The organism is Truepera radiovictrix DSM 17093, from assembly GCF_000092425.1.
Lineage (GTDB): Bacteria > Deinococcota > Deinococci > Deinococcales > Trueperaceae > Truepera > Truepera radiovictrix.
In genome coordinates this window covers 364,363-387,717 of the sequence record NC_014221.1, presented here as the reverse complement: position 1 = coordinate 387,717, position 23,355 = coordinate 364,363, and the positions used below count along the sequence as shown (strand labels likewise).

The 23,355-nt window shown below is 73.2% G+C and carries 24 protein-coding genes; 13 read left to right on the top strand and 11 right to left on the bottom strand.

Going from position 1 to position 23,355, the window contains the following annotated elements; all coding sequences use genetic code 11:
- Nucleotides 1-39 precede the first annotated feature (39 nt).
- Nucleotides 40-564, bottom strand: a complete 525-nt coding sequence (locus TRAD_RS01720) for a GNAT family N-acetyltransferase (protein WP_013176856.1) — start codon at nucleotides 562-564, stop codon at nucleotides 40-42.
- Nucleotides 565-735: 171 nt separating this feature from the next.
- On the opposite strand from TRAD_RS01720, the gene metK reads away from it, so the two are divergent.
- Both metK and TRAD_RS01710 read left to right on the top strand, forming a co-directional pair.
- Nucleotides 736-1,938, top strand: a complete 1,203-nt coding sequence (metK, locus tag TRAD_RS01715; RefSeq protein ID WP_013176855.1) for a methionine adenosyltransferase — start codon at nucleotides 736-738, stop codon at nucleotides 1,936-1,938.
- A gap of 159 nt (nucleotides 1,939-2,097) precedes the next feature.
- Nucleotides 2,098-2,952: a hydroxymethylbilane synthase gene (locus TRAD_RS01710; RefSeq protein WP_013176854.1), complete on the top strand. Its 855-nt coding sequence runs from the start codon at nucleotides 2,098-2,100 to the stop codon at nucleotides 2,950-2,952.
- A 22-nt stretch (nucleotides 2,953-2,974) separates the two neighbouring features.
- Here the strand turns inward: TRAD_RS01710 and TRAD_RS01705 are convergent, their stop codons facing one another.
- From TRAD_RS01705 to TRAD_RS01690, 5 genes are all read right to left on the bottom strand, one after another.
- The gene (locus TRAD_RS01705; protein ID WP_013176853.1) at nucleotides 2,975-3,214 is read right to left on the bottom strand and encodes a hypothetical protein; all 240 of its coding nucleotides are present in this window, start codon (nucleotides 3,212-3,214) and stop codon (nucleotides 2,975-2,977) included.
- The gene (locus TRAD_RS16190) at nucleotides 3,198-3,353 is read right to left on the bottom strand and encodes a hypothetical protein (protein ID WP_185095186.1); all 156 of its coding nucleotides are present in this window, start codon (nucleotides 3,351-3,353) and stop codon (nucleotides 3,198-3,200) included. The genes TRAD_RS01705 and TRAD_RS16190 overlap by 17 nt, the downstream gene beginning before the upstream one ends.
- 12 nt (nucleotides 3,354-3,365) lie before the next feature.
- Complete coding sequence (locus tag TRAD_RS01700; protein ID WP_013176852.1) at nucleotides 3,366-4,301, bottom strand: hypothetical protein; 936 nt, start codon at nucleotides 4,299-4,301, stop codon at nucleotides 3,366-3,368.
- Between the two features lies 1 nt (nucleotide 4,302).
- Entirely contained in the window at nucleotides 4,303-4,659 is a 357-nt protein-coding gene (locus TRAD_RS01695) for a hypothetical protein (RefSeq protein WP_013176851.1), read from the bottom strand.
- 121 nt (nucleotides 4,660-4,780) lie between these two features.
- A complete protein-coding gene (locus tag TRAD_RS01690) occupies nucleotides 4,781-5,395 on the bottom strand; it encodes a LexA family protein (protein WP_013176850.1) in 615 nt (204 codons plus the stop codon).
- 184 nt (nucleotides 5,396-5,579) lie between these two features.
- Here TRAD_RS01690 and TRAD_RS01685 point away from each other — a divergent pair, with 184 nt between their 5' ends.
- The 3 genes from TRAD_RS01685 to proB all read left to right on the top strand — a co-directional run bounded on the left by TRAD_RS01685 (nucleotide 5,580) and on the right by proB (nucleotide 8,045).
- On the top strand, nucleotides 5,580-6,239 hold the full coding sequence (locus TRAD_RS01685; RefSeq protein ID WP_013176849.1) for a CYTH domain-containing protein: 660 nt from the start codon (nucleotides 5,580-5,582) through the stop codon (nucleotides 6,237-6,239).
- 1 nt (nucleotide 6,240) lies between these two features.
- On the top strand, nucleotides 6,241-6,759 hold the full coding sequence (locus TRAD_RS01680) for a SixA phosphatase family protein (RefSeq protein WP_013176848.1): 519 nt from the start codon (nucleotides 6,241-6,243) through the stop codon (nucleotides 6,757-6,759).
- 158 nt (nucleotides 6,760-6,917) lie between these two features.
- Nucleotides 6,918-8,045 carry a glutamate 5-kinase gene (gene proB / locus TRAD_RS01675; RefSeq protein WP_221401634.1) on the top strand — a complete coding sequence of 376 codons (1,128 nt, stop codon included), beginning with the start codon at nucleotides 6,918-6,920 and terminating at the stop codon, nucleotides 8,043-8,045.
- On the opposite strand, the gene TRAD_RS01670 is transcribed toward proB, so the two are convergent.
- The 5 genes from TRAD_RS01670 to gmk all read right to left on the bottom strand — a co-directional run bounded on the left by TRAD_RS01670 (nucleotide 8,042) and on the right by gmk (nucleotide 13,258).
- Nucleotides 8,042-10,381 (bottom strand): hypothetical protein, encoded by a 2,340-nt coding sequence (locus TRAD_RS01670; RefSeq protein ID WP_013176846.1) that lies wholly within the window; start codon nucleotides 10,379-10,381, stop codon nucleotides 8,042-8,044. The genes proB and TRAD_RS01670 overlap by 4 nt on opposite strands.
- 41 nt (nucleotides 10,382-10,422) lie before the next feature.
- The gene (gene argR / locus TRAD_RS01665) at nucleotides 10,423-10,881 is read right to left on the bottom strand and encodes an arginine repressor (protein ID WP_013176845.1); all 459 of its coding nucleotides are present in this window, start codon (nucleotides 10,879-10,881) and stop codon (nucleotides 10,423-10,425) included.
- A gap of 62 nt (nucleotides 10,882-10,943) precedes the next feature.
- Nucleotides 10,944-12,131, bottom strand: coding sequence for a bifunctional phosphopantothenoylcysteine decarboxylase/phosphopantothenate--cysteine ligase CoaBC (coaBC, locus tag TRAD_RS01660; protein WP_013176844.1), 1,188 nt, complete (start codon nucleotides 12,129-12,131; stop codon nucleotides 10,944-10,946).
- Between the two features lie 66 nt (nucleotides 12,132-12,197).
- Nucleotides 12,198-12,506, bottom strand: coding sequence for a DNA-directed RNA polymerase subunit omega (locus TRAD_RS01655; protein ID WP_013176843.1), 309 nt, complete (start codon nucleotides 12,504-12,506; stop codon nucleotides 12,198-12,200).
- A 131-nt stretch (nucleotides 12,507-12,637) separates the two neighbouring features.
- Nucleotides 12,638-13,258 (bottom strand): guanylate kinase, encoded by a 621-nt coding sequence (gene gmk / locus TRAD_RS01650; protein WP_013176842.1) that lies wholly within the window; start codon nucleotides 13,256-13,258, stop codon nucleotides 12,638-12,640.
- A 214-nt stretch (nucleotides 13,259-13,472) separates the two neighbouring features.
- Between gmk and TRAD_RS01645 the strand changes: the two genes are divergently transcribed.
- The 8 genes from TRAD_RS01645 (at nucleotide 13,473) to TRAD_RS01610 (ending at nucleotide 23,236) form a co-directional block, all read left to right on the top strand.
- Complete coding sequence (locus TRAD_RS01645; RefSeq protein WP_013176841.1) at nucleotides 13,473-14,747, top strand: hypothetical protein; 1,275 nt, start codon at nucleotides 13,473-13,475, stop codon at nucleotides 14,745-14,747.
- A gap of 2 nt (nucleotides 14,748-14,749) precedes the next feature.
- Complete coding sequence (locus TRAD_RS01640) at nucleotides 14,750-16,702, top strand: coiled-coil domain-containing protein (RefSeq protein ID WP_013176840.1); 1,953 nt, start codon at nucleotides 14,750-14,752, stop codon at nucleotides 16,700-16,702.
- 64 nt (nucleotides 16,703-16,766) lie between these two features.
- Nucleotides 16,767-17,207, top strand: a complete 441-nt coding sequence (gene tsaE / locus TRAD_RS01635; protein WP_013176839.1) for a tRNA (adenosine(37)-N6)-threonylcarbamoyltransferase complex ATPase subunit type 1 TsaE — start codon at nucleotides 16,767-16,769, stop codon at nucleotides 17,205-17,207.
- An 80-nt stretch (nucleotides 17,208-17,287) separates the two neighbouring features.
- Entirely contained in the window at nucleotides 17,288-17,524 is a 237-nt protein-coding gene (locus TRAD_RS01630) for a hypothetical protein (RefSeq protein ID WP_013176838.1), read from the top strand.
- Between the two features lie 232 nt (nucleotides 17,525-17,756).
- Nucleotides 17,757-18,344 (top strand): tRNA (adenosine(37)-N6)-threonylcarbamoyltransferase complex dimerization subunit type 1 TsaB, encoded by a 588-nt coding sequence (gene tsaB, locus TRAD_RS01625; protein WP_013176837.1) that lies wholly within the window; start codon nucleotides 17,757-17,759, stop codon nucleotides 18,342-18,344.
- A 131-nt stretch (nucleotides 18,345-18,475) separates the two neighbouring features.
- On the top strand, nucleotides 18,476-19,507 hold the full coding sequence (mreB, locus tag TRAD_RS01620) for a rod shape-determining protein (protein ID WP_041947421.1): 1,032 nt from the start codon (nucleotides 18,476-18,478) through the stop codon (nucleotides 19,505-19,507).
- Nucleotides 19,508-19,511: 4 nt separating this feature from the next.
- Entirely contained in the window at nucleotides 19,512-22,376 is a 2,865-nt protein-coding gene (gene lpxD, locus TRAD_RS14965) for a UDP-3-O-(3-hydroxymyristoyl)glucosamine N-acyltransferase (protein ID WP_013176835.1), read from the top strand.
- Nucleotides 22,377-22,453: 77 nt separating this feature from the next.
- Nucleotides 22,454-23,236 carry a UDP-3-O-acyl-N-acetylglucosamine deacetylase gene (locus TRAD_RS01610; RefSeq protein ID WP_013176834.1) on the top strand — a complete coding sequence of 261 codons (783 nt, stop codon included), beginning with the start codon at nucleotides 22,454-22,456 and terminating at the stop codon, nucleotides 23,234-23,236.
- Nucleotides 23,237-23,355 lie beyond the last annotated feature (119 nt).

The following is a 23,355-nucleotide window of genomic DNA, read 5'->3' as shown; positions in this document are numbered from 1 at the left end:
CACCCGCGCGTAGCTTTTCGCGGCGCCGCCAGTCAAGCGCTAGAGAAACTTCGCCATCAGCAGGTTGTCTTCAAAGCGCCCCGCATCGAACACCTGGCAGCGCTCGCGCCCCTCGAGCGTAAACCCCTCGCGTTCGTAGAGGGCGAGCGCCGCGCGGTTATGTTCGCGGACGCTGAGCTGCACCTTTCGCACCCCGACCGCGCGCGCCCAACGGTAGGCCTCGGCGAGCAAGCGCGAGGCGACACCCCGCTGCCGAAAGGTGGGGGCGACCGCGAGCGTGAGCACGGCGACGTGGCTCATGCGGGCGGGGCGGAGCCGGTGGAGTTCGAGCCAACCGCCGAGGGCGAGCCCCTCCGCCGGGTCGGCGGCGTAGGCGAGCAGCACGAGCGAGCGCGCCGCCTCGAGGCGGCGGAGCCTGTGCGCGAGCGCCTCGGCGCTCGGCGCGCCGTCACCGACGAACCAACGCCCCTCGGCGTAGATGGTCCGCTGCAGCGCCGCGAGCGCCGGGGCGTCGGCGGGGCGCGCGGGGCGCAGCTCGAGCCGCAGCTCGGAGTCGCGTGGCATGGTCTCAGTATACGGGGCGCCCCCGAGGCCTTTTGTGGGGTGCCGCCATAGCGGCGAGGGCGACGGAAGCTGCGCGGGGGCTCTGTTATACTCGCCTTTATTCGTGCGCGCGCCGCACCCCGGTTCCGGGACCCAACGCCCCACTTCACCACGCTGACACCAGGAGGTTTTATGCGACTCGTCACTTCGGAGTCCGTCACCGAAGGGCACCCCGACAAACTCGCCGACCGCATCAGCGACAGCGTCCTAGACGCCATGCTGCAGATCGACCCGCAGGCGCGGGTGGCGGTCGAGACGATCCTCACCAAAGGGCTCGCGCTCATCGCCGGCGAGGTGACCTGTAACGGTTACGTCGACCTGCAGCGCATCGTCCGCGACACCGTGCGCGAGGTCGGGTACACCGACGCGGCCTACGGCTTCGACGCCGACCACGCCGCGGTGCTGATCGCGCTCACCGAGCAGTCGCCCGACATCGCCCAGGGGGTGTCGCGCGCTCAGGAGGCCCCCTCTGGCGACCGCTTCGACCAGCTCGGCGCGGGCGATCAGGGGATGATGTTCGGCTACGCCACCGACGAAACGCCCGAGCTCATGCCCCTACCCATTACCCTCGCGCACGCGCTGACGCGCCGGCTCGCTGCGGTGCGCCGCGAGGGGCTCTTGCCCTACCTGCGCCCCGACGGCAAGGCGCAGGTCACCGTCGCCTACGACGGCGACCGCCCCACGGCGGTCACGGCGGTCGTCCTCTCGGCGCAGCACGACCCCGACGTCGACGAGGCGACCCTGCACGAGGACCTCTACACGCACGTCATCCGCGCCGCGCTGCCCGAAGCGTACCTGCGCGACGACACCGCCTTTTACATCAACCCGACGGGCCGCTTTGTGATCGGTGGTCCCGAGGGGGACGCCGGGCTCACCGGACGCAAGATCATCGTCGACACCTACGGCGGGGCCGCGCCCCACGGCGGCGGCGCCTTTAGCGGCAAAGACCCCACCAAGGTCGACCGCAGCGCCGCCTACTACGCCCGCTACATGGCCAAAAACCTGGTGGGTGCGGGGCTCGCGCGGCGCGCGCTCGTGCAGCTCGCCTACGCCATCGGGGTCGCGCACCCGGTCGGCATCTACGTCGACACCTTCGGCACCGCGGCGCTCTCCGACGACGACCTCAGCCGCCTTTTGAGGACGGTTTTCGACGCGCGCCCCGCGGCTATTATCGCGCAGCTCGGGCTCAACCGGCCGATGTACAAAGCGACGAGCGCCTACGGCCACTTTGGGCGGCCGGAGCTGCCGTGGGAACGCCTCGACAAGGTCACGCAGCTGCGCGCCGAGGCCGCCAAGCTCGCGCCCGCAGCCCTCGAGGCCGCCGAACCCGCCTAGGGCGTCGCGGGAACGCAGCTAGCGCGGGCGGGGGGCTCGAGCTAGACTAGAGGGGTGCACACACAACAGGTGAGACGATCGCTGTGGACACCCTAACCCTTCAAGCTCCCCCCGCTACCCTTCGGGCTCACCGCCGCGAGGTAGGTGAGAGGGCGCCCCGTGCCTAGGATCGTGCTAGGCAACCGCACCGGCGCGCCGGCGCTCGCCCAGGCGCGCGCCGTGCTCGCCGAGTTGAGCGAGGGGTGGCCTGACGTCAGCATCAGCCAGCGCACCCTCCAGAGCCGCGGGGGCGCCGACGAACTGCTGCACGCGCTTCAGGGGGGGCGCATCCATATCGCCGTGCAGAGCCTCGACACCCTGCCGCTCACCCTCCCCGACGGGCTCAGCGTAGCGGCCGTGACCAAACGCCTCGAGCCGCGCTCGGCCCTCCTAGCGCGCGGCGCCAAAAGCCTCGGCGACCTCCCCAAGGGCGCCGAGGTCGGGGTGCCGACGCTGCGCGACCGCGCCTTTGTCTTAGCGGCGCGGCGCGACCTCAAGGTGAGGGTCTTTACCGGTGAGCTCGAGGACGCGCTCGCGCTCCTGAGCGCCCAGGAGCTCGGCGCCCTCGTCTGGCCGAGTGCACCTTTTATCCAGCTCGGCCAACGCGAACGGGTCACGACCCTGTTGGAGCCGCAGCAGCTCCCCCCCGCACCGGGTCAGGGGGCGCTCGCGCTCGTCGTCCGCGACGACGACGATCTCGCCAGTGACCTCGCCTACACCCTCCAACACCGCCCCTCGTTCGACCGCGCCTGCGCCGAACGCGCCTTTGCCCGCCAGATGAGCAGCTCCGCGCACCACATCGGCGCTTTTGCCAGCGTCACGGCAGACGGCGAGCTGCACCTTTTGGGGGCCGCCGCCCGCGACGAGGGCGACTGGATGATCCAGGCGGAGGTGACGGGCGACGCCGCCGAAGCCGAGGAGCTCGGCCGCGAACTCGCCCAAGACGTGTTAGAGCAGCTCAAGGCGCGCGCTTAGGGGCGCGCGGCACCGCTGGCCGCTAGGCGGCGCGCCGCTCCGGCAGCGCCGCCTCGGTGCAGCGGCACACCTCGTAACCGCCCTCGAGCGCTGGCACCGCCCCACACCCCGAGCAGACCTCGACGACGCCGAAGCCGCCGCACGCGGCGCACCCCACCTCGTCCTCGCCGCTACCCGCTACGAGGGTGTAGCCGTCCCCGCCGCACGCTGGGCAGGCCACGGGGTGCAGCTCGGGGAGCGAAGGTTCAGGAGGGGCGCGCATCGGCGACGCGCCGCATCGCGCGGCCGCAGCGGCTGCAGCTGACCGAGGCGCGCGCGAGGAGCACGGTCACGTCGCGCTTGCACTTCGGACAGCGGTAGACCGTACCGGCGGATTCAACGCCGGCTTCTAGGGTCGGCACGTTCGCCACCCCCTAAAAACCCACCGCGCGCCGCGGCGTTTGGGCGCGCTTGGCCGCGTTCCACACCTCTAGCGCTTCGCTCTCTAAAAGCTGGTCGAAGGCGGCGACGTCGCGCCCCAGCACGCTCTTAGCGAGCCGCTGCTGGGCGGAGCGCGACAACCCGAGCTTCTCCAGTTCGCGGTGCATCGCCTCGGCGCGGGCCGGCGTCAGCGCCGCAGCCGGTGGCGCGGTCTCCGGCGGGGGCAGCAGCCGCGCGCCGGGAGCGCTCGCAGGGGTACTCTGGGGGGGCGCCTGCGTCCCCTCTCGGGATGCGCGCGGCGTCTTCGCAGCTGGCTGCGCTTCCGGCACAAAGCGCGCCTCGGTTAGCGGCTCCAGCCGCCGGCCTAGTGGCCGTGAGTACGAAGTTGCGCGTAGCGACCGCTCAGTTAGCGGCTCCAGCCGCCGGCCTAGTGGCCGTGACTGTGGCAAGCTCGGCGTCTGCAGCAGCTTGCGGCTGGCGTCGTCGTAGTCGACCCACGTGATGGGGACGTCGTAGAGGTAGCGGCCGAGGCCGAACTTGCTGCAGGCGCGCTTGAACGCCTGCGCCTCGGCGGCGGTGCCAGCGACCGCCGCGGGGCTGTCGCCCGGCTCGCCGGTCGAGGCGCGCGTCGCGTAGAGGATCGCCCCGTCTGGCCCCACGGCGCCGATGGTGAGCTCGCAGATGATGCGCTCACCCCAGGGCCGGAAGGCGACGCTCCAGAGCCCCGGGCAGAGGGCGTTGAGGCGGTCTTCGTAGACGCGCGGTTCGGCGTAAGGTAGCGCTTGGGCGCGCTTTTTGTCGCGCGAGACGCTGCCCGCGCGCCAGGAGATGGCCTCTACCGGAAAGGGCTCGGCGAGCTGCGCTAGGAGCTCGGGCCACGTCAAGTAGCCCGCGCCGAGCAGCGCTTCGGAACGCTCTTGCGGGGCCATCTCAGGCCGCCTCTGCCAGCGCCGGGGCGGGCGGGGCGCTCAGCACCGCCAAACGGTGCTCGAGCACCACCGCACCGGCGAACTCGCTCGGGACCTCGCCGCGACGCTCGGCGTAGACGAACGCGCCGCCCCCGTCGCGGTAGCGCTGGCGCAGCGTGACGCCGTAGCCGTCGAGCAGGTAGACGAGGCCGTAAAGCTTGGCGATCGCCTCTTTGCGGACGAGGCCGACGCATAGGGGGTGGCGGCTGCGCCCCACGGCGGCCGCCAGGTCGGCCGCCAAGAGGTCGACGTGCGGGCTCGCCGCGTCGTGCTGCCACGCGCTTGACAACGCTCTAAAGAGTAGGGCAGGATGGTTCATCGGTTCTCCTTGGCTGCGCCGCACCGCGAGGGTGCGGGGCGCGTCTCGAGGGGTTGCGCACGCCTGGGTGGGTCGCGGGTATCTTGGCCGATGGCGCGGACCCAACCCGGACGTGCGGGTGCTAGAGCGCTTCGTAAAGCGCGCCGATCAGTTCGCCACGCACGAGCCCCAAGTACACCCCTTCGATGTGCACCTCGGTAGCGGGCACGGCGACCGTGGGGTACTGCGGGTTGTGCGGGCGCAGGGTGACGGTCTGCGGTTCGTGATGGTCGACGTACTTCAGGGTCACCTCACTGTTACCGACCCGCACCGCGCAGATCTCGCCGCTACGCGTCGGCATCCCTTTGCGAAAGAGCACGATGTCGCCGTCTTGGATAAGGTCAGCCATCGAGTCCCCGCTAACGCGCAGGGCAAACTGCTGGCGGGCTCCCGTGAGCGGCAAAAACCCTTCGGGCTCGGCGAGCGCTTCGCTGAGCGGCCCCGCCGGGATGCTCCCCAAAACGGGGACCCCGGTCGCCCGCGCGGGGAGCTCGAGGCGCGGCGACTGGCCGCGGCCGCGGCTCTCAAAGATCACGTAGCCCTTGCGGTGCAGCGCTTCGAGATGCTGGCGCAGCGAGACGTAGTGGATGTTGAGGTCGCGCGCGAAGACCGACAGCTCGGGCGAACGGCCCGTGCGCTCTTTGTACTCGCAGAGGCGTTCGTAGACTTTGCGCTGCATCTTGGGAAGCTCGTTCATGAAGGTCCTTTTGCCGGTAGCAGAGGTTTTTGGACGCGGAGGCGGGGCCTCGACGCGTATACCTAATCAATTAAGGTACGCCTCAGTATAGGCAGCGCTCGGGGGTGTGTCAAGCGTTCGCGCGACGTCACCCCCTCGGGTGCTCCCCCCGCGCCGGCTCGCGTTAAAGTCGTTAAAGTAGGGTGTGGTTGAGCGCGAATACAAGTGGCTGGTCGAACCGGCCTTCCCCCCCCTCGAGGCGTTGCAAGGGGCGCTGCGCAGCTGCGGCCTCGTCCCCGAGCCGCTCGGCGAACGGCACCAGGAGGACCTCTACTACGACCTGCCGGGGGAGGTGCTGCGCCGGCGCGGGGTCGCGCTGCGCGTGCGGCGCTTTGCGGGCCAGCAGCTCGTCACCCTTAAAGCGCCCGGGCGCGTTCGGGGGGGCTTTCACGAACGCGAGGAGCTCGAGCTGCCGCTGGCGACGGCGGCCGAGGACGCCGTCGCGTGGCCCGCGGCGATCCGCACGCGCCTCGCGGCGTTGGGGGGGCTCGCTGCGGAGGACGACCTCGCCGCGCTCACGCCGCTTCTGCGGATCGCCACCCACCGCCGCCGCGTCGGCCTGCACCCCCCGCAGCCGGGGGCGCGGGGTCTCGCCGAGCTGAGTTTCGATACGGTGCGGGCGCGGCGGCCACATGCCAGCGCGCCCGCGCAGACGGTGCAGTTTCTAGAGCTCGAACTCGAGGCCGCCCCGGACGCCCCGGCCGGCGCGCTCGAGGCGGTCGCGGCGGCGCTCGCCGCGCACGCCGCGCTCACGCCGCACCGTCACGACAAGGTCACGCACGCGCTGATGCTCCTGGGGGCTTGATATGCCGGACGCGCAGCACCTCACGCTCTACCTCGTGCGCCACGCCCACGCGGGGCAGGGCGACCCGAACGACCCGAACGACCACCTGCGCCCCTTGAGCGCCAAGGGCCGCGCCCAGGCCGCGGCGCTTAGGGGCGCGCTCGCCGCGCTCGAGGTGCGCTTCGACCGGCTGTTCTCGAGCCCCTACACGCGCGCCGCGGAGACCGCAGCGCCCCTCGCGCCCCACGCCAAAGGGGGCCGCGCAGAGCCCCTCAGCGCTCTGACGCACGACGACTACCCCGGTCTTTTGGGCACCCTCGCGGCGACGCTGGGGCCGAGCGACCGCTGCGTCGCGCTCGTCGGCCACGAACCCTACTTGGGCGAACTCGCCGCGTACCTGCTCACCGGCGACGCGAGCGGGATGGCGCTCCGGATGCGCAAGGGGATGCTGGTGCGCCTCGAGGGCTCCCTCGGACCCGGCAGGATGGCGCTCCACACCGCGCTCCCCCCCAAACTCGTGCGCCGGATCGCGCCGCGCTAGCGCGGCGCGCTTACAGGGTCACCGCGTGACACCGTCGGCGTCGGCGCGTGGCGACCGGGATCGTCTCGGAGGGCGGGCGCAAAGCGGCGCTCGGCCACCGTTCGCCGGTCGCTCTTTCAGGTGTCGCCGCGTGACACCCGCTGTGGCACAATGGCCTCGTGACAGACGCTGTGACAAGCGCCGAGCGCGCTGGCGGCGCGACGCCGGCGTGGCGACGCATCGTCATCAAAGTTGGTACGAGCAGCCTCACCGACGAACGCGGGCGCATCTACCCCCCTCTGTTGTGGGCGCTCGCGCGCGGCGTCGAGCGGCTTCAGCGCGCCACCCGCGGCAAGGTCGTACTGGTCTCCTCCGGGGCGGGCGCCGCTGGGCGCGAGCAGCTTAGGCTCTCGCTGCCCCTGACGGTCCCCGACAAACAGGCGGCGGCGGCGGTCGGGCAGACGCTCCTCATGCTCGAGTGGGCGCGGGCCTTTGCCCCCCAACCCGTCGCGCAGCTGCTCCTCACGGCCGCCGACATCCAGGACCGCGAGCGCTACGTCAACGCCAAAAACACCCTGCTCGCCTCCCTCAAACTGGGGGCGCTGCCGGTCATCAACGAAAACGACTCGGTCGCGACCTCCGAGCTCCGCTTCGGCGATAACGACACCCTCTCGGCTTGGGTCGCCCACCTCGTCGGGGCGGACGTGCTGGTGATCCTCACCGACGTCCCCGGCCTCTACGACGCCGACCCCCGCACCCACCCGGACGCCAAACGCCTAGACACCGTCGAAGACGTCGGGGCGGTGATGCACCTCGCGGGGAGCGAGGGGACAAAGCGCGGCACCGGCGGGATGGTGACGAAGCTGCGCGCGGCCGCGCTCGCGACGGGGGCGGGGACGGAGACGCTCATCATAGGCGGCGGCGGGGCGGCGCTCGAGGCGCTCGCCGAGGGCGAGCTCTGGGGGACGCGGCTGCTCGCCCAAGCGCCCATCGCGGCGCGCAAAAGCTGGCTCGCCCGGCAGCCGACGCGCGGCGCCCTCGAGATCGATGCGGGCGCCCTGGCCGCCCTGCGCGCCGGCCGCAGCCTTCTGCCCAGGGGCGTCACCGCGGTCGCGGGCGACTTCGCCTTCGGCGACGCCGTCGCCGTCACCCACGGCGGGGTGCGCGTCGGACAGGGGCTCTGCAACTACTCGAGCCACGCGCTCGCCGCCATCCGCGGGCGGCACACCCGCGAGATCGTCGGCGTGCTCGGCTACAAGGACTACGACGAGGTCATCCACCGCGACAACTTGGTGTTGACGCCCTAGGGGCTCGCTAACGGCGCGCGCGGCGCCCCCGCCACCGCCCAACGCGCGTACAGCTCGGCGAACGGCGCGTCGACCGCCTCACCGCTGAGGAGCAGAAAGGTCAGAAAGTCGCGCACGTCGTCCGCGCCGCTCGCCGCGAAGACCTCCGCCCCCGCGAGCCCCACGAAGCGCCCCTGGGTGACGTCGGGCAGCGCCTCAGCCACCGCCGCGCTGCGCGCCAGCTCCGCCAGCAGGCGGTTTAAGAGCCGCGCGTCGGCCACCTCGGGGTCGTCAGGGGTGATGGCGGGTCCGGCGGCGTAGAGCGGACGCTGGGTGCGGAGGTCGCGGAGCACGACGCCGCTGGCGACCAGCTGGCGCGCGAGCGACGCGCGACCCTCGCCGACCTCGAGCGTCACCTGAGCCGCCGCTTGCCCGCCCTCGCGCGCCCGCACGAGGAGCGTGTAGGGCCCCGGGCTAAGCCCGGCGGGCAGCGTCAGCGCGAGGTCTTCGAGCACCACCGCGACGCTCTGCGGGGGGAGCGCGAGGCGCTCGGTGCGCCGCTCTCTCACGAGCACCTCGCCGCTCGGCGCGCGCAGGGCGAGCTCTAGCGTCACGCGCCGCGGCAGCTGCGCGCCGGGGGTCGAGAGCTCCGTAAGCAGCTGCACGCGGTCACCGGGGAGAAAGCGCGCCACGGCGAGCCGCTCGGGACCCAGACCGACCGTCGGGGGGCTCAGCTCGAGCGGCGGGGCGGGGGCGCGTAGCGCCGCCCGCCGCGCTTCGGCGGCCGCTACGAAGGGGGCGTCGCGCGGCCCCGCGCGCGCCACGAACCGGCCGAGCGCGCGCGCCGCGGCCGCGTCCTCGCCGCTCGCCTCCAACAGGGTGGCGAGCGCGTAGTCGATCCCCGCGACCTGCGGAAAGCGCGCGCGCGCCGCCCGTAGGTCCTCGATGGCCGCCGCGTCGACCGTCCCCGTCGCGGCGAGGTCGCGCTCGGTGGCCGCTTCGTAGCTCGCGAGCGCCTCCCCCAAACGCCCCGAAATGGTCTGCACGAGCGCGAGGTTGTAGCGCGCGACCGTCGCGCCGGGGTTTAGCTCGAGCGCCCGCCTCGAGGCCGCCTCGCTCTCACCGAGGACGCCGAGCAGATAGTACGCCCACCCGAGGTTCGTCCAGTAGAGGTCGCTCTGCGGACCCGCGGGCTCGAGGCGGGTCGCGGTGCGCAGCGCCTGCGCCGCCGCGAGCGGGTCGTCCGCCGCCAGCGCGAGCTGCGACACGCGCTCGAAGGGGTAGGCGAAGGTGGGTAGGCGGCGGCCCAAGCGGGAAGCGAGCGCCGCCTCGAGCGCCGGGTCGGCGAGCACCTGCGCGAGCAGCACCCCGCCGAGCAGCGCGGCGCTCGCCTCCGTCGCGGCGAGCTCGGCGCGCGCCGCAGCGCTTAGCGACCCCTCGCGCACCGCCGCCTCGAGCGCCGCCTGCACCGCCCCGAAGGGGTAGCTCGCCCAACCCCGCGCGAGCGCCTCAAGTTCAGGGGCGCCCTCCCCCGCCTGCACGGCGAGCAGCGCCCGCCAGAGCTGCGCGAGCGGGAGCGCCGCGTGGCGCTCGGCGTCCGCAAAGGCGCGCCGCGCCCCCCCGACGTCGAGCGGTTGCGCCCCCAGAGCGAGCGCCGCGCGCAGCAAAGGTGGGCTCGCGGGGTCGCCGGCGAGAGCCGCCCGGAGCGCGCGCCGCCGGTTTTCAAAGCGCGCTTCGGCCCCCGGGGCGCGCGCCGCGCGCTCGAGCAGCTCGGCCGCCTCGGCGGCGCGGCCCTGGCCGAGCAGCACGAGCCCCCGCACGAAGTCGCCGTAAGGCGAGGCGAGGTCGATGTGCGCCGGGGCGCGGCGCGGCGGCAGGTCGGTCGTGGCCCAAATCGCCGCGCGCGCCGCCGCGACCAGACGCCCGGGCGCCGACTCGGGCGCGCGGAAGCGAAACGAACGCGCCCCGTCGTCGCGGGCGACGTGCAGGGTGAGCTCGAGCCCGTCGGCGGCGAGGCGCACCGCACCCGTGACCGCGACCTCGACGCCGAGCGCGCCCTGCAACACCCGCGCCGCGTGGCGGCTCTCCGTCCCCCCCAGGAGCGTCAGCGGGCTTAAGAACCGCCCCTCTTGGACGATATAGGGCGGTACCAGGGTAAGCGCCAGCTCGGGCGCGATCTTCGGCGCGGCGACCCCCTGGGCAACGCGGTCGGCCACGGCGACCCCGAGGCGGGCGTCGGTCGCGGCGAAGGGGAAGACCGCCAGGCGCGGCTGCGCGTGCGCTAGCGAAAGCGCCAGCAGCGCGCCCAGGAGCAGCCAGCAGCGAAAGTAGCGGTAGGGGGTGTTGATCGGGATCACCTTTCAGCGGCGCGGCGCCGGAACGCGGGCTCCGGGCGGCGCTACTCCAAGAGCGCCTCTAGCTCGTGCAGCACCTTCTCCGCCTCGCCGCTGCTGCGCGTGACCACCATGATGGTGTTTTGCCCCGCGAGCGAACCGATGATCTCGTCGCGGTCGAGTTTGTCGATGACGTAGGCGATCCCGACCGCGTGCCCCTCGTCGGTGTTGATGACGATGATGTTCTCCCCGCGCTTAAGGTCGCGTACGAAGAGGCGGAAGCGCTGCTTGAGTTCGCCCAGCACGTCCTCCTGCGCGGCCAGCGGGGTCGAGCGGTAGCGGTGCTGCCCGTTGCCGGCGGGCAAGCGCACGAGCCGCAGCTCGTTGACGTCGCGGCTGATGGTCGCTTGCGTGACCTTGACGCCGCGCGCCGCGAGGTGTTCAGCCAGCTCCGACTGCGTGGAGATAAACTCGGTTTCGACAAGCTCTTCGATGAGCCGTTGTCTATACTCTTTACTCGGCATATTTATTCATTATAGCAGGTATCGGCGGGCGCGGGGCGACACCGACGTTCGCGCCGCCCGCCCTACGGTGTGGGGGGCGGCAGGAGGGGTTTGGCGCGGTCTAAGATACGGTCGGCGAGCTCGCGTTTAGGCATGCGCGGGAGCGGCTCGGCGTCACCCGCTTGGGTCACGAGCGTCACCTCGTTCTCAGAGCCGCCGAAGGCCGTCCCCTCGCGGGTCGGGTAGTTGAGGCAGATAAAAGCGAGCCCTTTGCGGCGCGCCTTGTCGGCCGCGCGCGCGACCCCCGCGTGCGTCTCCATGGCGAACCCGACCAGCACCTGGTTGCGCCGCCGCGCGGCGAGCGTCTCCAAGATGTCGGGGGTGCGCACGAGCTCGAGCGTCTGCCGCTCGCCCGACTTGGCCTCCTTCTCCCCTTTAGGGTGCGCAGCCCGCCAGTCGGCAACCGCGGCGCTCATCACGAGCAGCTCCGACCAGGCGAAGTGCTTGAGCAGCGCCCCCAACATCTCTTCGGCGGTCTCGACCGCCTCGAAGTGCACCCCCGCGGGTGCGGGGAGCGCGGTCGGCCCGCTGACGAGCACCACCTCGGCGCCGCGGTCGCGGGCCGCCTCGGCGACCGCGTACCCCATCCGGCCGCTCGACGGGTTTGAGAGAAAGCGCACCGGGTCGAGGTACTCGCGCGTCGGACCGGCCGAGACGAGCACGCGCCGCCCCGCGAGGTCGCCGGGAAAGCCGAGCGCCGCGACGACCGCTTCGGGCTCGAGCATGCGCCCGACCCCCGAACCCTCCCCCTGCGCCGCGAGCGGCCCCTCGTCCGGCCCCAAAAAGCGGTGACCCAACGCCTGCAACGTCCGCACGTTGGCCTGCACCAAGGGGTGCGTCCACATGGCGGTGTTCATCGCGGGGACCCAGAACACCCGGCGCACCCCGCCCAAGACGAGCGCCGAGACCACGTCGTCAGCGCGCCCCGTCGCGGCGCTCGCGAGCGCGTCGGCGGTCGCCGGCGCCACGAGCAGCGCGTCCGCCCAACGCGCGAGCTCGAGGTGACGGGCGCGGCCGTCCGGCGCAAACCACGCCGCGCGGTCGAAGACCTCCCCGCCCGCCGCCACCGCCAGGGAGAGCTTGGTGACAAACTGCAGCGCGTCGTCGGTGGCGACCGCGCGCACCTCGTGCCCTGCCTCCCGCAGACGGCGCAGCAGCGAAGGGGTCTTGATCGCCGCCACCCCCCCCGAAGCGGCGACGAGCAGCCTCACCGCCCCCCTCCTGAGGGCGCTCCTACAGGCCTCGCCACTGCCGAGCGCCACCGATCAAGGTCGCCGTTACAGGTCGTCTTCGGCGGCCGGACGCCGCGAGACGCTGTAGGCGGGCGACTCCTCGCGCCGCTCGCGCTCGACGAGCGCGCGCAGCTCCTCGGTGCTCGGCAGGTCCCGCCCCCACCGCAGCGCCGCCCCCCGCTCGAGCTCTTTCATAGCGATGGTGACGGTGTTGCGCGTTACCGGCAGCTCCTCTTTGGGGAGCACGCTGGGGAGACCGAGTTTAAGCTGCGCGGCGCGCCGCGCGACGATCATCGAAAGGGTGTAGCGCGAGTCGGTCAGCGCCATCAGGGTGTCAAAGCCTTCTTGTGCCATAGTCCTCCATCTTAGTCAGCTTACTGAGAAGCCGCCCCCCTGCGCGTCACCTAGCGCCGCGCGGGGCCTCGAAGCGGCGCGCGGGCAGCGGGTCGCCCCGCAACCGCGTGAGCGCCCACGGCCGCGGTCGTTTAGAGCTCGCGCAAAAAGTTGGCGATGTCGCGCGCGCTCAAGTGTTTGGTGCGGGCGCGCTCGGCGTGGATGATGCTGCAAAAGTCGCGCACGGCGGTGCTCAAGGTGTCGTTGACGACCACGTAGTCGAACTCCTTGACGGCGCGGATCTCCTCGCGCGCGCGCGCGAGGCGCTTCTGGATGCGCGACTCGGAGTCGGTGCCGCGGCCCCGCAGGCGGCGTTCGAGCTCGCTCAAACTGGGCGGGGCGATAAAGATCATGATCGCCTCGGGCAGCCGCCTTTTGACCTCGCGCGCACCGACCAGCTCGAGCTCTAAGAGCACGTCCTGGCCGCTCGCGAGCGCCTCGTGCACGGGCGCCGCCGGCGTGCCGTAGTAGTCGCCGACGTACTCGGCGTACTCCAAAAGCGCGTCCTCGCGCAGCAGCGCCTCGAAGGCCGCTTTGTCGTAAAAAAAGTACTGCTTGCCGTGCACCTCGCCCGGGCGGCGCGCGCGGGTGGTCGCCGAAATCGAGAAAAAGAGATTGTCCAGGTCGGGCAAGGCCGCCTGCCGGATGGTATCCTTGCCCACCCCAGAAGCCCCCGTCATGACGAACAGGATGCCGGAGCGTTTAGCAGACATGCGAAGAGCGGGGCGCGCCGCAACGGGGGAGCAGGACGTGAGCCATGGACGAAATGTAACACATCCTCCCGCGCGGAGCCCGCGGGGAGCCGCAGGGATATTTCACACCTCCCGCGTGGGCGGCTCGCTATGCTAAACGTGCTCGCAGCGCTCCGGCTTTTGCCCTTGGGCACAGCGTAAAGCGCGAGACCGCAACGCACCCCGCGTGAGTCCGATGATCTCCCCCCCTACCGCGCCCCCTCCGCTCGCCCGTACGCGCCGACTCGCCGCGCTCGTGTGCGCCGCGTGCTTGCTCCTTAACGCGGCGCTGGCGCGCGCCACCCCGGGGGAGCTGCTCGGCGCCTACGAACGGGCGCAAGGGGCGCTCTCGCAGAGCCTCGCGCTCCTCGAGAGCGAAGGAGGCGAGGCCGCGCTGCGCAGCCTGCGGCGCGCCGAGGCGGCCTTCCCCGCGCTCGCCGAGACCCTCTCACCGAGCTTGCGCGCGGGGCTCGAGGCGACCGCTAAGCGCGCCGAGGCGGCGCTGGCCAGCGGCAGCGCTACCGACTTCGCGGTGCAGCGCGCCGTGCTCGGCGGCGCGCTGGGGCGCGCGCTCTACGAACGCGCGCTCGAGGAGGCCGCGCAGGGGCGCGCCGAGGAGGCCGCGGCGCTTTTCGCGGCGCTCGAGCGCGCGCACGGGCTAGCGGCGGCGCCCGAGGGCGACCGCGGCGACCCGCAGCGCGCTTTCGAGCACCGCCTCGCCGCGCACGGCTTGGAGGCGCTCGGGGGGCTCCCGACGGGCGACCGCGACCGCGACTACCGCACCCTCGCCGAGCGCTACGGCGAACTCCTCCTCGTACAGGGCTCGCCGCGCCTCCCCGCCGCCACCACCGATGCGCTGCTCGCAGCCATCGACCAGGTCGTCGCGGGGGGGTCACCGGAGGAGCCGCTCGCGGCGCTCCGCGAGGGCCTCGCCGCTTTTGCCGCCGCGTCAGCTCCCCCCGCACGGGCGCCCACCCAGGCACCCGCGGCGCCGGAGCTAGAGGCGGCCGCCACGCGCCACGAGGGGCCCGCACCCCCCGCAACCCTACCGCCAACCCCAGCCCCCGCCGCCCCGCCCACCAGCGCTTTCAGCGATCACGCGCTGCAGGCGCTCTGGGTGCTCCTCGGCCTCCTCGCCCTCGTGGCGCTCGTGCAGGCGCTGGCGCTCGCCCTCGCCGGCCAGCAGCCCCTGCACCACCTCGCCGTCGCCCTTTTGCTGCTGCCCGCCTCCCTAGAGGGGCTGGCGGCGCTCGCGCCCTTAAGCGGTTGGCCCGCGTTGGCCCCCCTAGCGCGCCTCTCCTTGCAGAGCGCTGCCCTCCAGCGCCTCTGGGTGCTCCTCGTCGCGGTCGCCGTCCTCTGCCTCGCCGTCAGCTGGCGCCGCACTAAGGCGCCAGCTGACGGGACACCGCGCCCCGCCCCCGCGCCCCCCCGTTTGGCGAGCACCGAGCTCGATTGGGATGAGGACTTCTAACCTTGAGCGCTGACTACTGCCGCCTCGTGCGCGAACTCAAGACGCTCTTGCCCCCGCGCCGCGCGGCGCAGCTTCTGGCGAGCGGGCTCCAGGCGCGTGGTCTGACCCCCGCGAGCGCTACGCCAAACGACCTAGGCGCCGTGATCGAAGCGCACGTCCTCCCGTCCCTGCGCCTCAGCCTCGGCCCAGAAGCGGCGCAAGAGGCTGCCAGGCGCCTCCGGGCGCAGCTGCCCTCTCCCGAGACGCCGCCCGAGCCACCCGACCAGCTCCGCGCGCAGGCGCGCGCCATCGAGGTCTTGGCGCGCAGCCTCGAGGGCACCCACCTCCTGCTCGAGTGGGGGGAGGTCGGGCGCTTGCGCGCCCTTCTGGCGCTGATCGCCGCCGAACACGCCCTCGGCCGCGACGCGAGCGCCCCCCTCGCCGAGGCGCAGGAGGTGCACGCGCAGCTCCTGCGCAAGCTCGAGGCGCGGCTCGCCGCCCAGGCGGGGGAGCTGACGGCGCTCGAGGCGCGCCTCGCGGCGCTCACCGAGGCGGGCGGCGAGGCGCGCCTGCGCAGGCTAAGGGCCCTGCTCAAACTCGTCCGGCGGGCCCACGAGGGCCGCGAGCTCGCCGACGCCGAACTCGAGCGGGCGCACGCGCTCGCCAGCGAGCTCGAGGCCGACCTCGAAGCGGCGCGCGCCCGGCGCTCACGGCAGCTCGCCGCCGAAGCGCGCGAGATCGCGGCGCTGCAGGAGCGCTTCGCGACCCTTTTGGCGCTCGAGCCCGAGACGGCGCGCCACCTCGCCGCGGCCGAAGCCCAGCTCCGCGCCGGCGAACCCCTCGGCGAGGCGCTGCAGGCGCTGCCCGCCCAGCTGAGCGCGGCCCAGAGCGCGCTGCAAACGGCGCTTCGCCTCGAGGTCGAGGAGGTCTTGACGCGCGAAACGGCCGAAGCCGCGCCCGACGAGGAGGTGCTGCGCGACCTCACCCTCACCCTCAAGGTGCTCGACACCACCTTGCCGAGCCCGACCGACATCCAACGCGTCCGCGACTACGCCCGCACGGCGGGCGACCGGCGGGCGCTGCGCGCGCTGCACCGCCTCGAAAGCGACGCCGCCCCCTACCGCGACCTGCCCGGCGAGGCGGCGCAGACGCTGCGGACCGCCCTCGAGGCGGCGCGCGAGCACTTCGGTGCGCACGGCGCCCCCCCCGACCTCAGCGCTGCCCGGAGCGCGCTCGAGCGCGCCCAGGAGGAGAGCCGCGCGCTGAGTGAGACGCTAGAGGGGCGGCTGCAGGCGGCTGAAAGAGCCCTCGAGGCGTTGGGGGCGCCTTCCGACGAGCAGGCGCTCGAGCTGCGCTGGCGCCTGCGGCGCCTGCGCGCGCAGCTCGAGGCCGCCGGTCGCGGGTCGCTCCACGTGTGCCACGACCTCGCCGCCGAGATCGCCGACGTTGAAGCGCGCCTCGGTGAGCTGCAAGGGGGGGCGCGCGCAACGCGTGAGGTAGCGGCGCAGCTCGTCCAGAGCACCGTGCTCGACGACCTCCTCGGCCCCCCCCGCACCCCCGCCTCGCCCCCACCTGAAGCGGGTGCGCTAGCGCCCCTTAAGGCGTGGCTCGAGGCGCGCTGCGCGGCGCCGAGCGTCGCGGGCGCCGCGCTCTTCGCCGACACCCCCGCCGACGCCGCACACCCTACCCCCGCGCTCGCTGCGGGCACCCTCCAAGCCGACCTGCAGGCGCTGCAGCGCGCGGCGCGCCTCTGTCGGCGCCGCGCTGCGGCGCTCGGCGCCGAACTGGGGGTGGGCGCGGCGCGGGGGCTCACCATCGAAACCCCGACGCACGCGCTGCTGCTGAGCTTCCCCACCCCCCAGTTGACGCTCGCCCTGACCACCCCCGCCCCGACGTGGAGCAGCGCCGCGCGGCAGCTTCTTGAAGCCTCCTTGCCGGAGCTGCAGCGGCGCCTGCAGACGCTCTTTGGCCCCTAAACGCGTCCGCCGGTCGCCGAGGTGCCCAAAGCACCCGCGAGCGTCTTTATGCCACACTAGATGGGTGCCGCTTTTGTTGCCGACGCTCGACGCCACCGCCGCCTTTGCCGGCGAGCTCGCCCAGAGCGCCCCCGCCGGGACGCTCCTCGTCCTGCTCGGGCCGCTCGGGGTCGGCAAAACGACCCTCGTCCAGCAGCTCGGGCGCGCGCTCGGCAGCACCGCGCAGATCACCAGCCCGACCTACACGCTGATCCACGAATACCCTACGCCCGCGGGGCCGCTCGTACACCTCGACGCGTACCGGCTCGGGGGCGACGCCAGCGCCGCCCAAACGCTCTTCGACCTCGGTCTAGACGACTACCTCGCGCGCGCGCGGCTCGTCGCGGCCGAGTGGGGGGCGGGGCTCGTGGAGGTCGTACCGGAGGCGTGGGTGGTGCAGCTCGAGCCCGCAGCGGGCGACGCGCGGCGCGTCACGGTGACGCAGCGGGGACGGGTCCTGTTCTAGGGCTGCCGGCGGTCGCCAAGGTGCAGCTGACCGTAAGCTGACCTGCAATCTCGGCCAGCGAGGGGCGAAAAACTAGGCGGATGCAGACGCCACCCCCCACCCCGGAGCGCGCGAGCCGCGAGGAGTACGGGCGCGAAGTCGAACGCATCCGCAAACTCATCGAGCACATCCACGCGCAAGCGGAGCGGCTTCAGCGGGCCGCCGAAGCCCTCCCCGACGAACTCGGCGAACGCCTCGAGGAGAAAGCCGACGAGCTTTTGCACAAGGCCGACGAACTGCGCGACGAGGCCAAAGAGCTCGAGGCCGGAGCCAGCTAAGCGGCGCGTGTAACCCCCGAACTCCCACCGTCGGGGACCGGTGGGAGGTTCGGGGGCCCAGAACTGCTTGGCCAGAACTGCTTGGAAGGTAAAAGCGCGTGGCCGGTTGCGCTTCCCGCACACCGTAACGCACGCCGCCTGACGAGATTCTTACACCCCCGCTGGCGGGTCTGGCGTGGGCGGGGTAAACTGCTCCCACGCCGTTCTCGGCACCCCCCCGACGACTGCTCCCGTGACCGACCCAGCGACCAACCTCACCGGCACCCCGCTCTACCTCGGCCTCGACACGGCGAGCGCGTTTCTCGCGCTCGCCCTCTGGTCGCCGCACGGCGGCCTCGTCGCCGCCTGTTGCGAAGAGGTCGGGCGCGAACACGCGCGGCGTTTGCCCAGGGCGCTGGACGAGGTTTTCGAACGGGCGGGGCGAACGCCGCGCGACCTTGCGGGCGTCGCGGTAGGTGTGGGCCCCGGGTCGTACACCGGGCTGCGGGTCGGCGTCGCGGCGGCGCAGGGGCTCGCCAGGGGGCTCGGGGTGCCGCTGCGCGGTGAGACCAGCCTCGCCGCGCAGGCCGCGAGCGTGCTCGGCCCCGACCTGCCCGCAGCGCTCGTCGCCCTCGACGCGCGGCGCGGCAACGTCTACGCCGGCGTCTACCGCTACGCGCCGCAGGGGCCGGTGCTAGCGGGCGACATCGTCAAAGCGAGCCGCGACGCGCTCCGCGCCGCACACCCGCTGCCCTACTTCGAAAACCTCGCCCCCGACGCCGGCTACTTGGCGCGCTGCGCGCAGAGGGGCGCCAGTGCCCTCCGCCCGCTCTACCTGTAGAGGCAAGCCGGTAGCCCCGTCGCCCGGGGCCACCGCGGAGGCTTCGGGGGCCGGTGGTATACTGCCCCCTACTGTGGCTGCGTTCTACGTTGCACGTCGCGCTGTGGGGGGCTCTCCCCCCTGGGGAGCCCGTGTTTAGGGGCGCAAGGGTCGGGATCGACGTCGGCACGACGGCGGTGCGGGTCTGCGTCAAGGGGCGCGGGGTCATCCTGCGCGAACCCACCGTCGTCGCCCTCGACAAGGCCACGGGCACGCCGCGCGCGGTCGGGCGGGCGGCGCTGCAGCTGCTCGGCGAGGCCCCCGGCGACGTCATCCCCGTACGCCCGCTTCAAGACGGGCTCATCACCGAAGAGGCGCTGCTCGAGGAGGTGCTGCGGGAGGTGCTGCGGCGGCTCGTCTCGGCGCCGCGCCGCCTCCTCCGAGGGGCGCTCGGCCCGAGCGTAGCGCTCTGCCTCCCAGCCGCAGCGACCCCGGCGCAGACGCGCGCCGCCCTCGCCACGGTGCAAGACGGCGGCGCCAGAGCCGTCGAGCTGGTCGACCCCCCCCTCGCCGCCGCCCTCGGCGCGGGGCTCCCCGTGACCGAAGCGGCCGGGTGCTTCGTCGCCGACCTCGGTGGCGGCAGCACCGACCTCGCGGTGATCGCCCTCGGCGGCGTCGTGGTCGGTGAAACGCTGCGGGTCGCGGGGGGCACCTTTGACGAGGCCGTCGTCCGCGCCGTGCGGCGCCACCACGGGGTCCTTATCGGCGAACGCAGCGGTGAGGAGCTCAAGCGCCGCATCGGGAGCGTGAGCAGCGAAGCCGAGAAGGCTGCGGCCGACGAGACGCTCGAGGTGCGGGGGCGCGACGTCGCCCGCGGCCTCCCCAAGACGGTCACGGTGAGCCGCGCCGAGGTTGGTGAAGCGCTGCAAGAGGGGGCCGCGCGCCTCGCGAGCGCCGTGCGCCGCCTTTTAGAGACCGCCCCCGCCGAGCTCACCGCCGACATCGTGCGTAGCGGGCTCGTCCTGACAGGTGGTGGGAGCTACCTGCGCGGGCTCGACAGCTACCTGCAGACCCACACGGGGCTCCCCGTGACGCGCGCACCGAGCGCCGAGGACTGCACCGCGGTGGGTGCGCTGCGCGCGCTGTCGTGCCCCGAGCCCCTGCGGGCAGCGCCGCGCACCTAAACCCATGCGCCCCGCTCTACGCCGCCTCGCCCTCCTCGGTGCGCTCTTGTTGCCCACCGCGCTCGCCCAGGGAGCCGCAGCGCCTCCGCCCCCAGCGGAGCGCGCCGGCGACACCCCGCTGTTTCCGCTCGGGGCGCTCGAGGCCGGCGCCCGCGGCTACGCCCTGACGACCGGCGCGAACAACCGCCCAGAGCGCCTCGAGGTCGAGGTGATCGCCCTGCAGTACGACCTCGGCACGGCCTTTCCGCTCGTGCTGGTAGAGACCTCGGGGCCGCTCGTCGAGCGCGCCGGGGGGATCGCCGCGGGGATGAGCGGGAGCCCGGTCTACCTCCCTTACGGGGGTGAAGACGCGCTCCTGGGCGCGATCGGTTTTACCTTTCCCGACGGGAGCGGCGGGCTCGGCCTCGTCACGCCCATCGGGGCGATGCGTCAGGCCGAAGCGCCCGAAGCGCGCCCCGCGGCCTTCGGCCCCCCCTTCGACCCGCGCGCCGCCGCACCGGTCCGGACGCCGCTCCTCCTCGAAGGGCTCTCGGGCCGCGCCGCGAGGCTGCTTGGGCCCCTGTTGGCGGCGCAGGGGCTGCCGGCCACCCTGCAGGTGCCGACCCGGCTCCAGGTGCAGGGGCGGGCCGGCGCCCCGCCTCACGCCGACGCCGACGCGGCCTTTGAACCCGCGCCGGGCGGGGCGGTGAGCGTGCAGCTCGTCCGCGGCGACCTCACCGTGGCCGCCGTCGGGACCCTGACGCTCGTCGAGGGGGGGCGCTTCTGGGCTTTCGGGCACCCGCTCCTCAACCAGGGGGAGGTCTCGTTCGCGCTCGCCCCCGCCTACGTCACCGCCGTCGTCCCCAACCGCACGCTGCCCTTTAAGCTCGCCGACAGCGGCCGGCGGGTGCTCGGCGCCGTGACGCAAGACCGGCCCGCGGCGCTGAGCGGCACGCTCGGCGAGGCGCCCCAGTTCGTCCCCGTCACGCTCACCTTGCAGCGCGGTGAAGCGCAGGCTTCAGCCCACCTCGAGGTCACCGCGTTAGAGGCGCTCTTCGCCCCCCTGCTGGCCACCGCCAGCCTCCAGCTGCTCGACGACTTTTTGGCCGAGACCCGCGGCGGCACCGCCGAGCTCGCCTGGGAGATCGCGCTGCGCGGCGGCCGGACGCTGCGGCTCCTGGCGCAGACGACCGACCCCGCCGACATCGCCCTGGTGACGGCGGCGCTCGCCGCCGAGCCCCTGGCGCTCCTCGCCGAGAACCCCTTTCGGGCGCCCGGGCTGGGGCGCGTCGCGTTGCACGTCGCTTTGGAGCGCGACGCGCGCGTCGCCGAGATCGCCGACGTCGTGTTGGAAGACGCGGTCGTCCCCGCGGGGGGGAGCGTGGGCGTCAACGTGCGGCTGCAACCCTTTCGCCAAGACCCCGTGGTGCAGCGCCTCAGCGTGCCCCTCCCCGAGGCGCTCGCGGGGGAGGTCGAGCTGACCGTGCGCGGCGGCCTCTCCCCCCTCGAGGCCGACGACGCCGGCGCCCCCCCGCTCTCTTTCGAGGAGTTTCTCGCCGGGCTCGAACGGAGCGTTCAGGCCCGCGAGCTCGTCGTCGAAGCGTTTGTGGGCGGCGAGCTGCAGCTGCTCACGCGCCAACTGCTGCCCCACCTCGTGTCGGGGAGCGTGACGCGCTCTGTCACCGTCGAGGGTCCGGCAGACGCCGCCGACCCCGCAGCCGACACCGAAACCGACCCCGAGACGGGGGGGGCCGCTCCCCCCCGCCGACGACACCCCACCCCCCGAGGAGCCCCCCTTGGACGATCCCCCCCTCACCCCGCCGCCGGAGGCCCGGCCGTGAGGCCGCACCCCATCACCGCCGCGCAGCTCGCCGCGCAGCTCGGTGGGCGCCTCGAGGGCGACGACCGCCCCGTCACCGCCCTCGCCGACCCTACCGCCGCGCTCCCCGACAGCGCCGTCGTGGTCACCTCCGCCGCCGCGCTAGAGGCGCTCAGCACACAACCCGTAGCGGCGCAGCTCGGCGCGCTCGTCCTCCCCGACGCGCTTTGCCCAGCCCCCCGCGTCGCCTGCCCGATCATCTGGGTGCGCGACGTGCGCCTCGCGCTCGCTCGCCTCAGCGCCCTCTTCGCCCCGCCCCCACCCCGACCGCAGCTGAGCGACGGGGCGGTCGTCGCGCCCGACGCCACCCTGGGCGAAGCGGTTAGCGTCGGCGCGGGGGCGGTGATCGGCGCGGGGGCGGTGATCGGCGCGGGGAGCCGCGTCGGTCCGGGGTGCGTGCTCGGCGAGGGCGTCACGCTCGGACCCGACTGCGTGCTGCACGCCAACGTCACCCTCTACCCCGGCACCGCGCTCGGCGCGCGGGTGATCGTCCATAGCGGCGCGGTGCTCGGCGCCGACGGTTTCGGCTACGCCTTCGGCCCGCAAGGGGCGGTCAAGATCCACCACCTGGGCGGGGTCGTCATCGAAGACGACGTCGAGGTCGGCGCGAACACCTGTATCGACCGCGGTACCCTGCTCGACACCCGCGTCGGCGCGCGCACGAAGATCGACAACCTCTGCCAGATCGGCCACAACGTGCAGATCGGCCCCGACTGCGTCATCGCGGGGGGGAGCGCAATCGGCGGCAGCACCGTTTTGGAGCGCGGCGTCCTTTTGGGGGGCGCGGTCGCCGTGACCGACCACGTGCGCCTCGGCGCCGGCGCCCGCGTCGGGGGGCGCTCGAGCGTCACCAAAAGCGTCCCGGCCGGGGAGACCTGGGCGGGCTACCCCGCCAAACCGCAGCGCAAATGGGTGCGCGAGCTCTACCTTATCGGTAAGCTCGAGGCCATCTGGGCGAGCGTCAGGGCGCAGGGACGTCCCGTGAGCGGCGCGCGGACGGGGGATGACTAGGGTGAGCGCCTCTCTGGCTACCGGTAGCACCTTAGCGGGGGCGCCACGGGGGCGCGGCCGACCGGGGGACACCCGCCATGATTAGCGGTCACGGCCTCCACACGGGGGCCCCCTCGTGGGTACGCCTCTACCGCGAGGCGGGGCCCGTGCGCTTTCGCCGCGGTGGGGCGACCATTCCGGCGCACGTCGACTTCGTCGTCGACACCCGCCGCAGCACGACCCTGGGCACCGCGGGGGGGCGCGTCGCCACGGTCGAGCACCTGCTGGCCGCGCTCTACGCGAGCGGGTGGTGGGAGGGGCTCGTTATCGAGGTCTCCGCCGACGAGCTGCCCATCTTAGACGGGTCGGCGGCGCCGTGGCTCGAGCTCCTCGGTGACCTCGGCCCCCCACCGCCACCGCCCCAGGGGCTGGTGGTCGAGAACGCCTTCTCCTTGAGGCACGCCCACAGCACCCTGCGCGTGCACCCCGGTCCGGCGCGCCTCTGCGCCGAGATCCACTTCGCCCACCCCGCGATCGGCAAGCAGCGCTGGTGCGGCGGCCCACAGCGCTTCGGCGAGCTCCTTGAAGCGCGCACCTTCGGCTTTTTGAGCGACCTTGAGGCGCTGCGCGCTCAAGGGTTGGCGACCGCAGCGAGCTTGCAAAATGCTATTGTTTACGGCAGCGAGGGGCCGCTCTCACCGCTGCGCTTCCCCGACGAGCCGGTTCGGCATAAAGCGCTCGACGCCCTCGGCGACCTCTACTTGCTGGGGCGCCCGCTTTTGGGGTGCGTCGAGGTCATCCGGGGTTCGCACAGCGCTCACGTCGCCTTCGCGCAGGCGCTGTTACGTGAGGCTATGTTACTGTCCCTAAGGCCGTCGTGAGGCCGGTGTAAGCCACGCCCCTCTGCGCCGCGACGATCGCCCTACCAACGTCACCTCCGGGGAGCCGCCTTGACTCTAGCTGACACTCTCGACCCCTCAACCCGCCCCCCCTGCGCCCC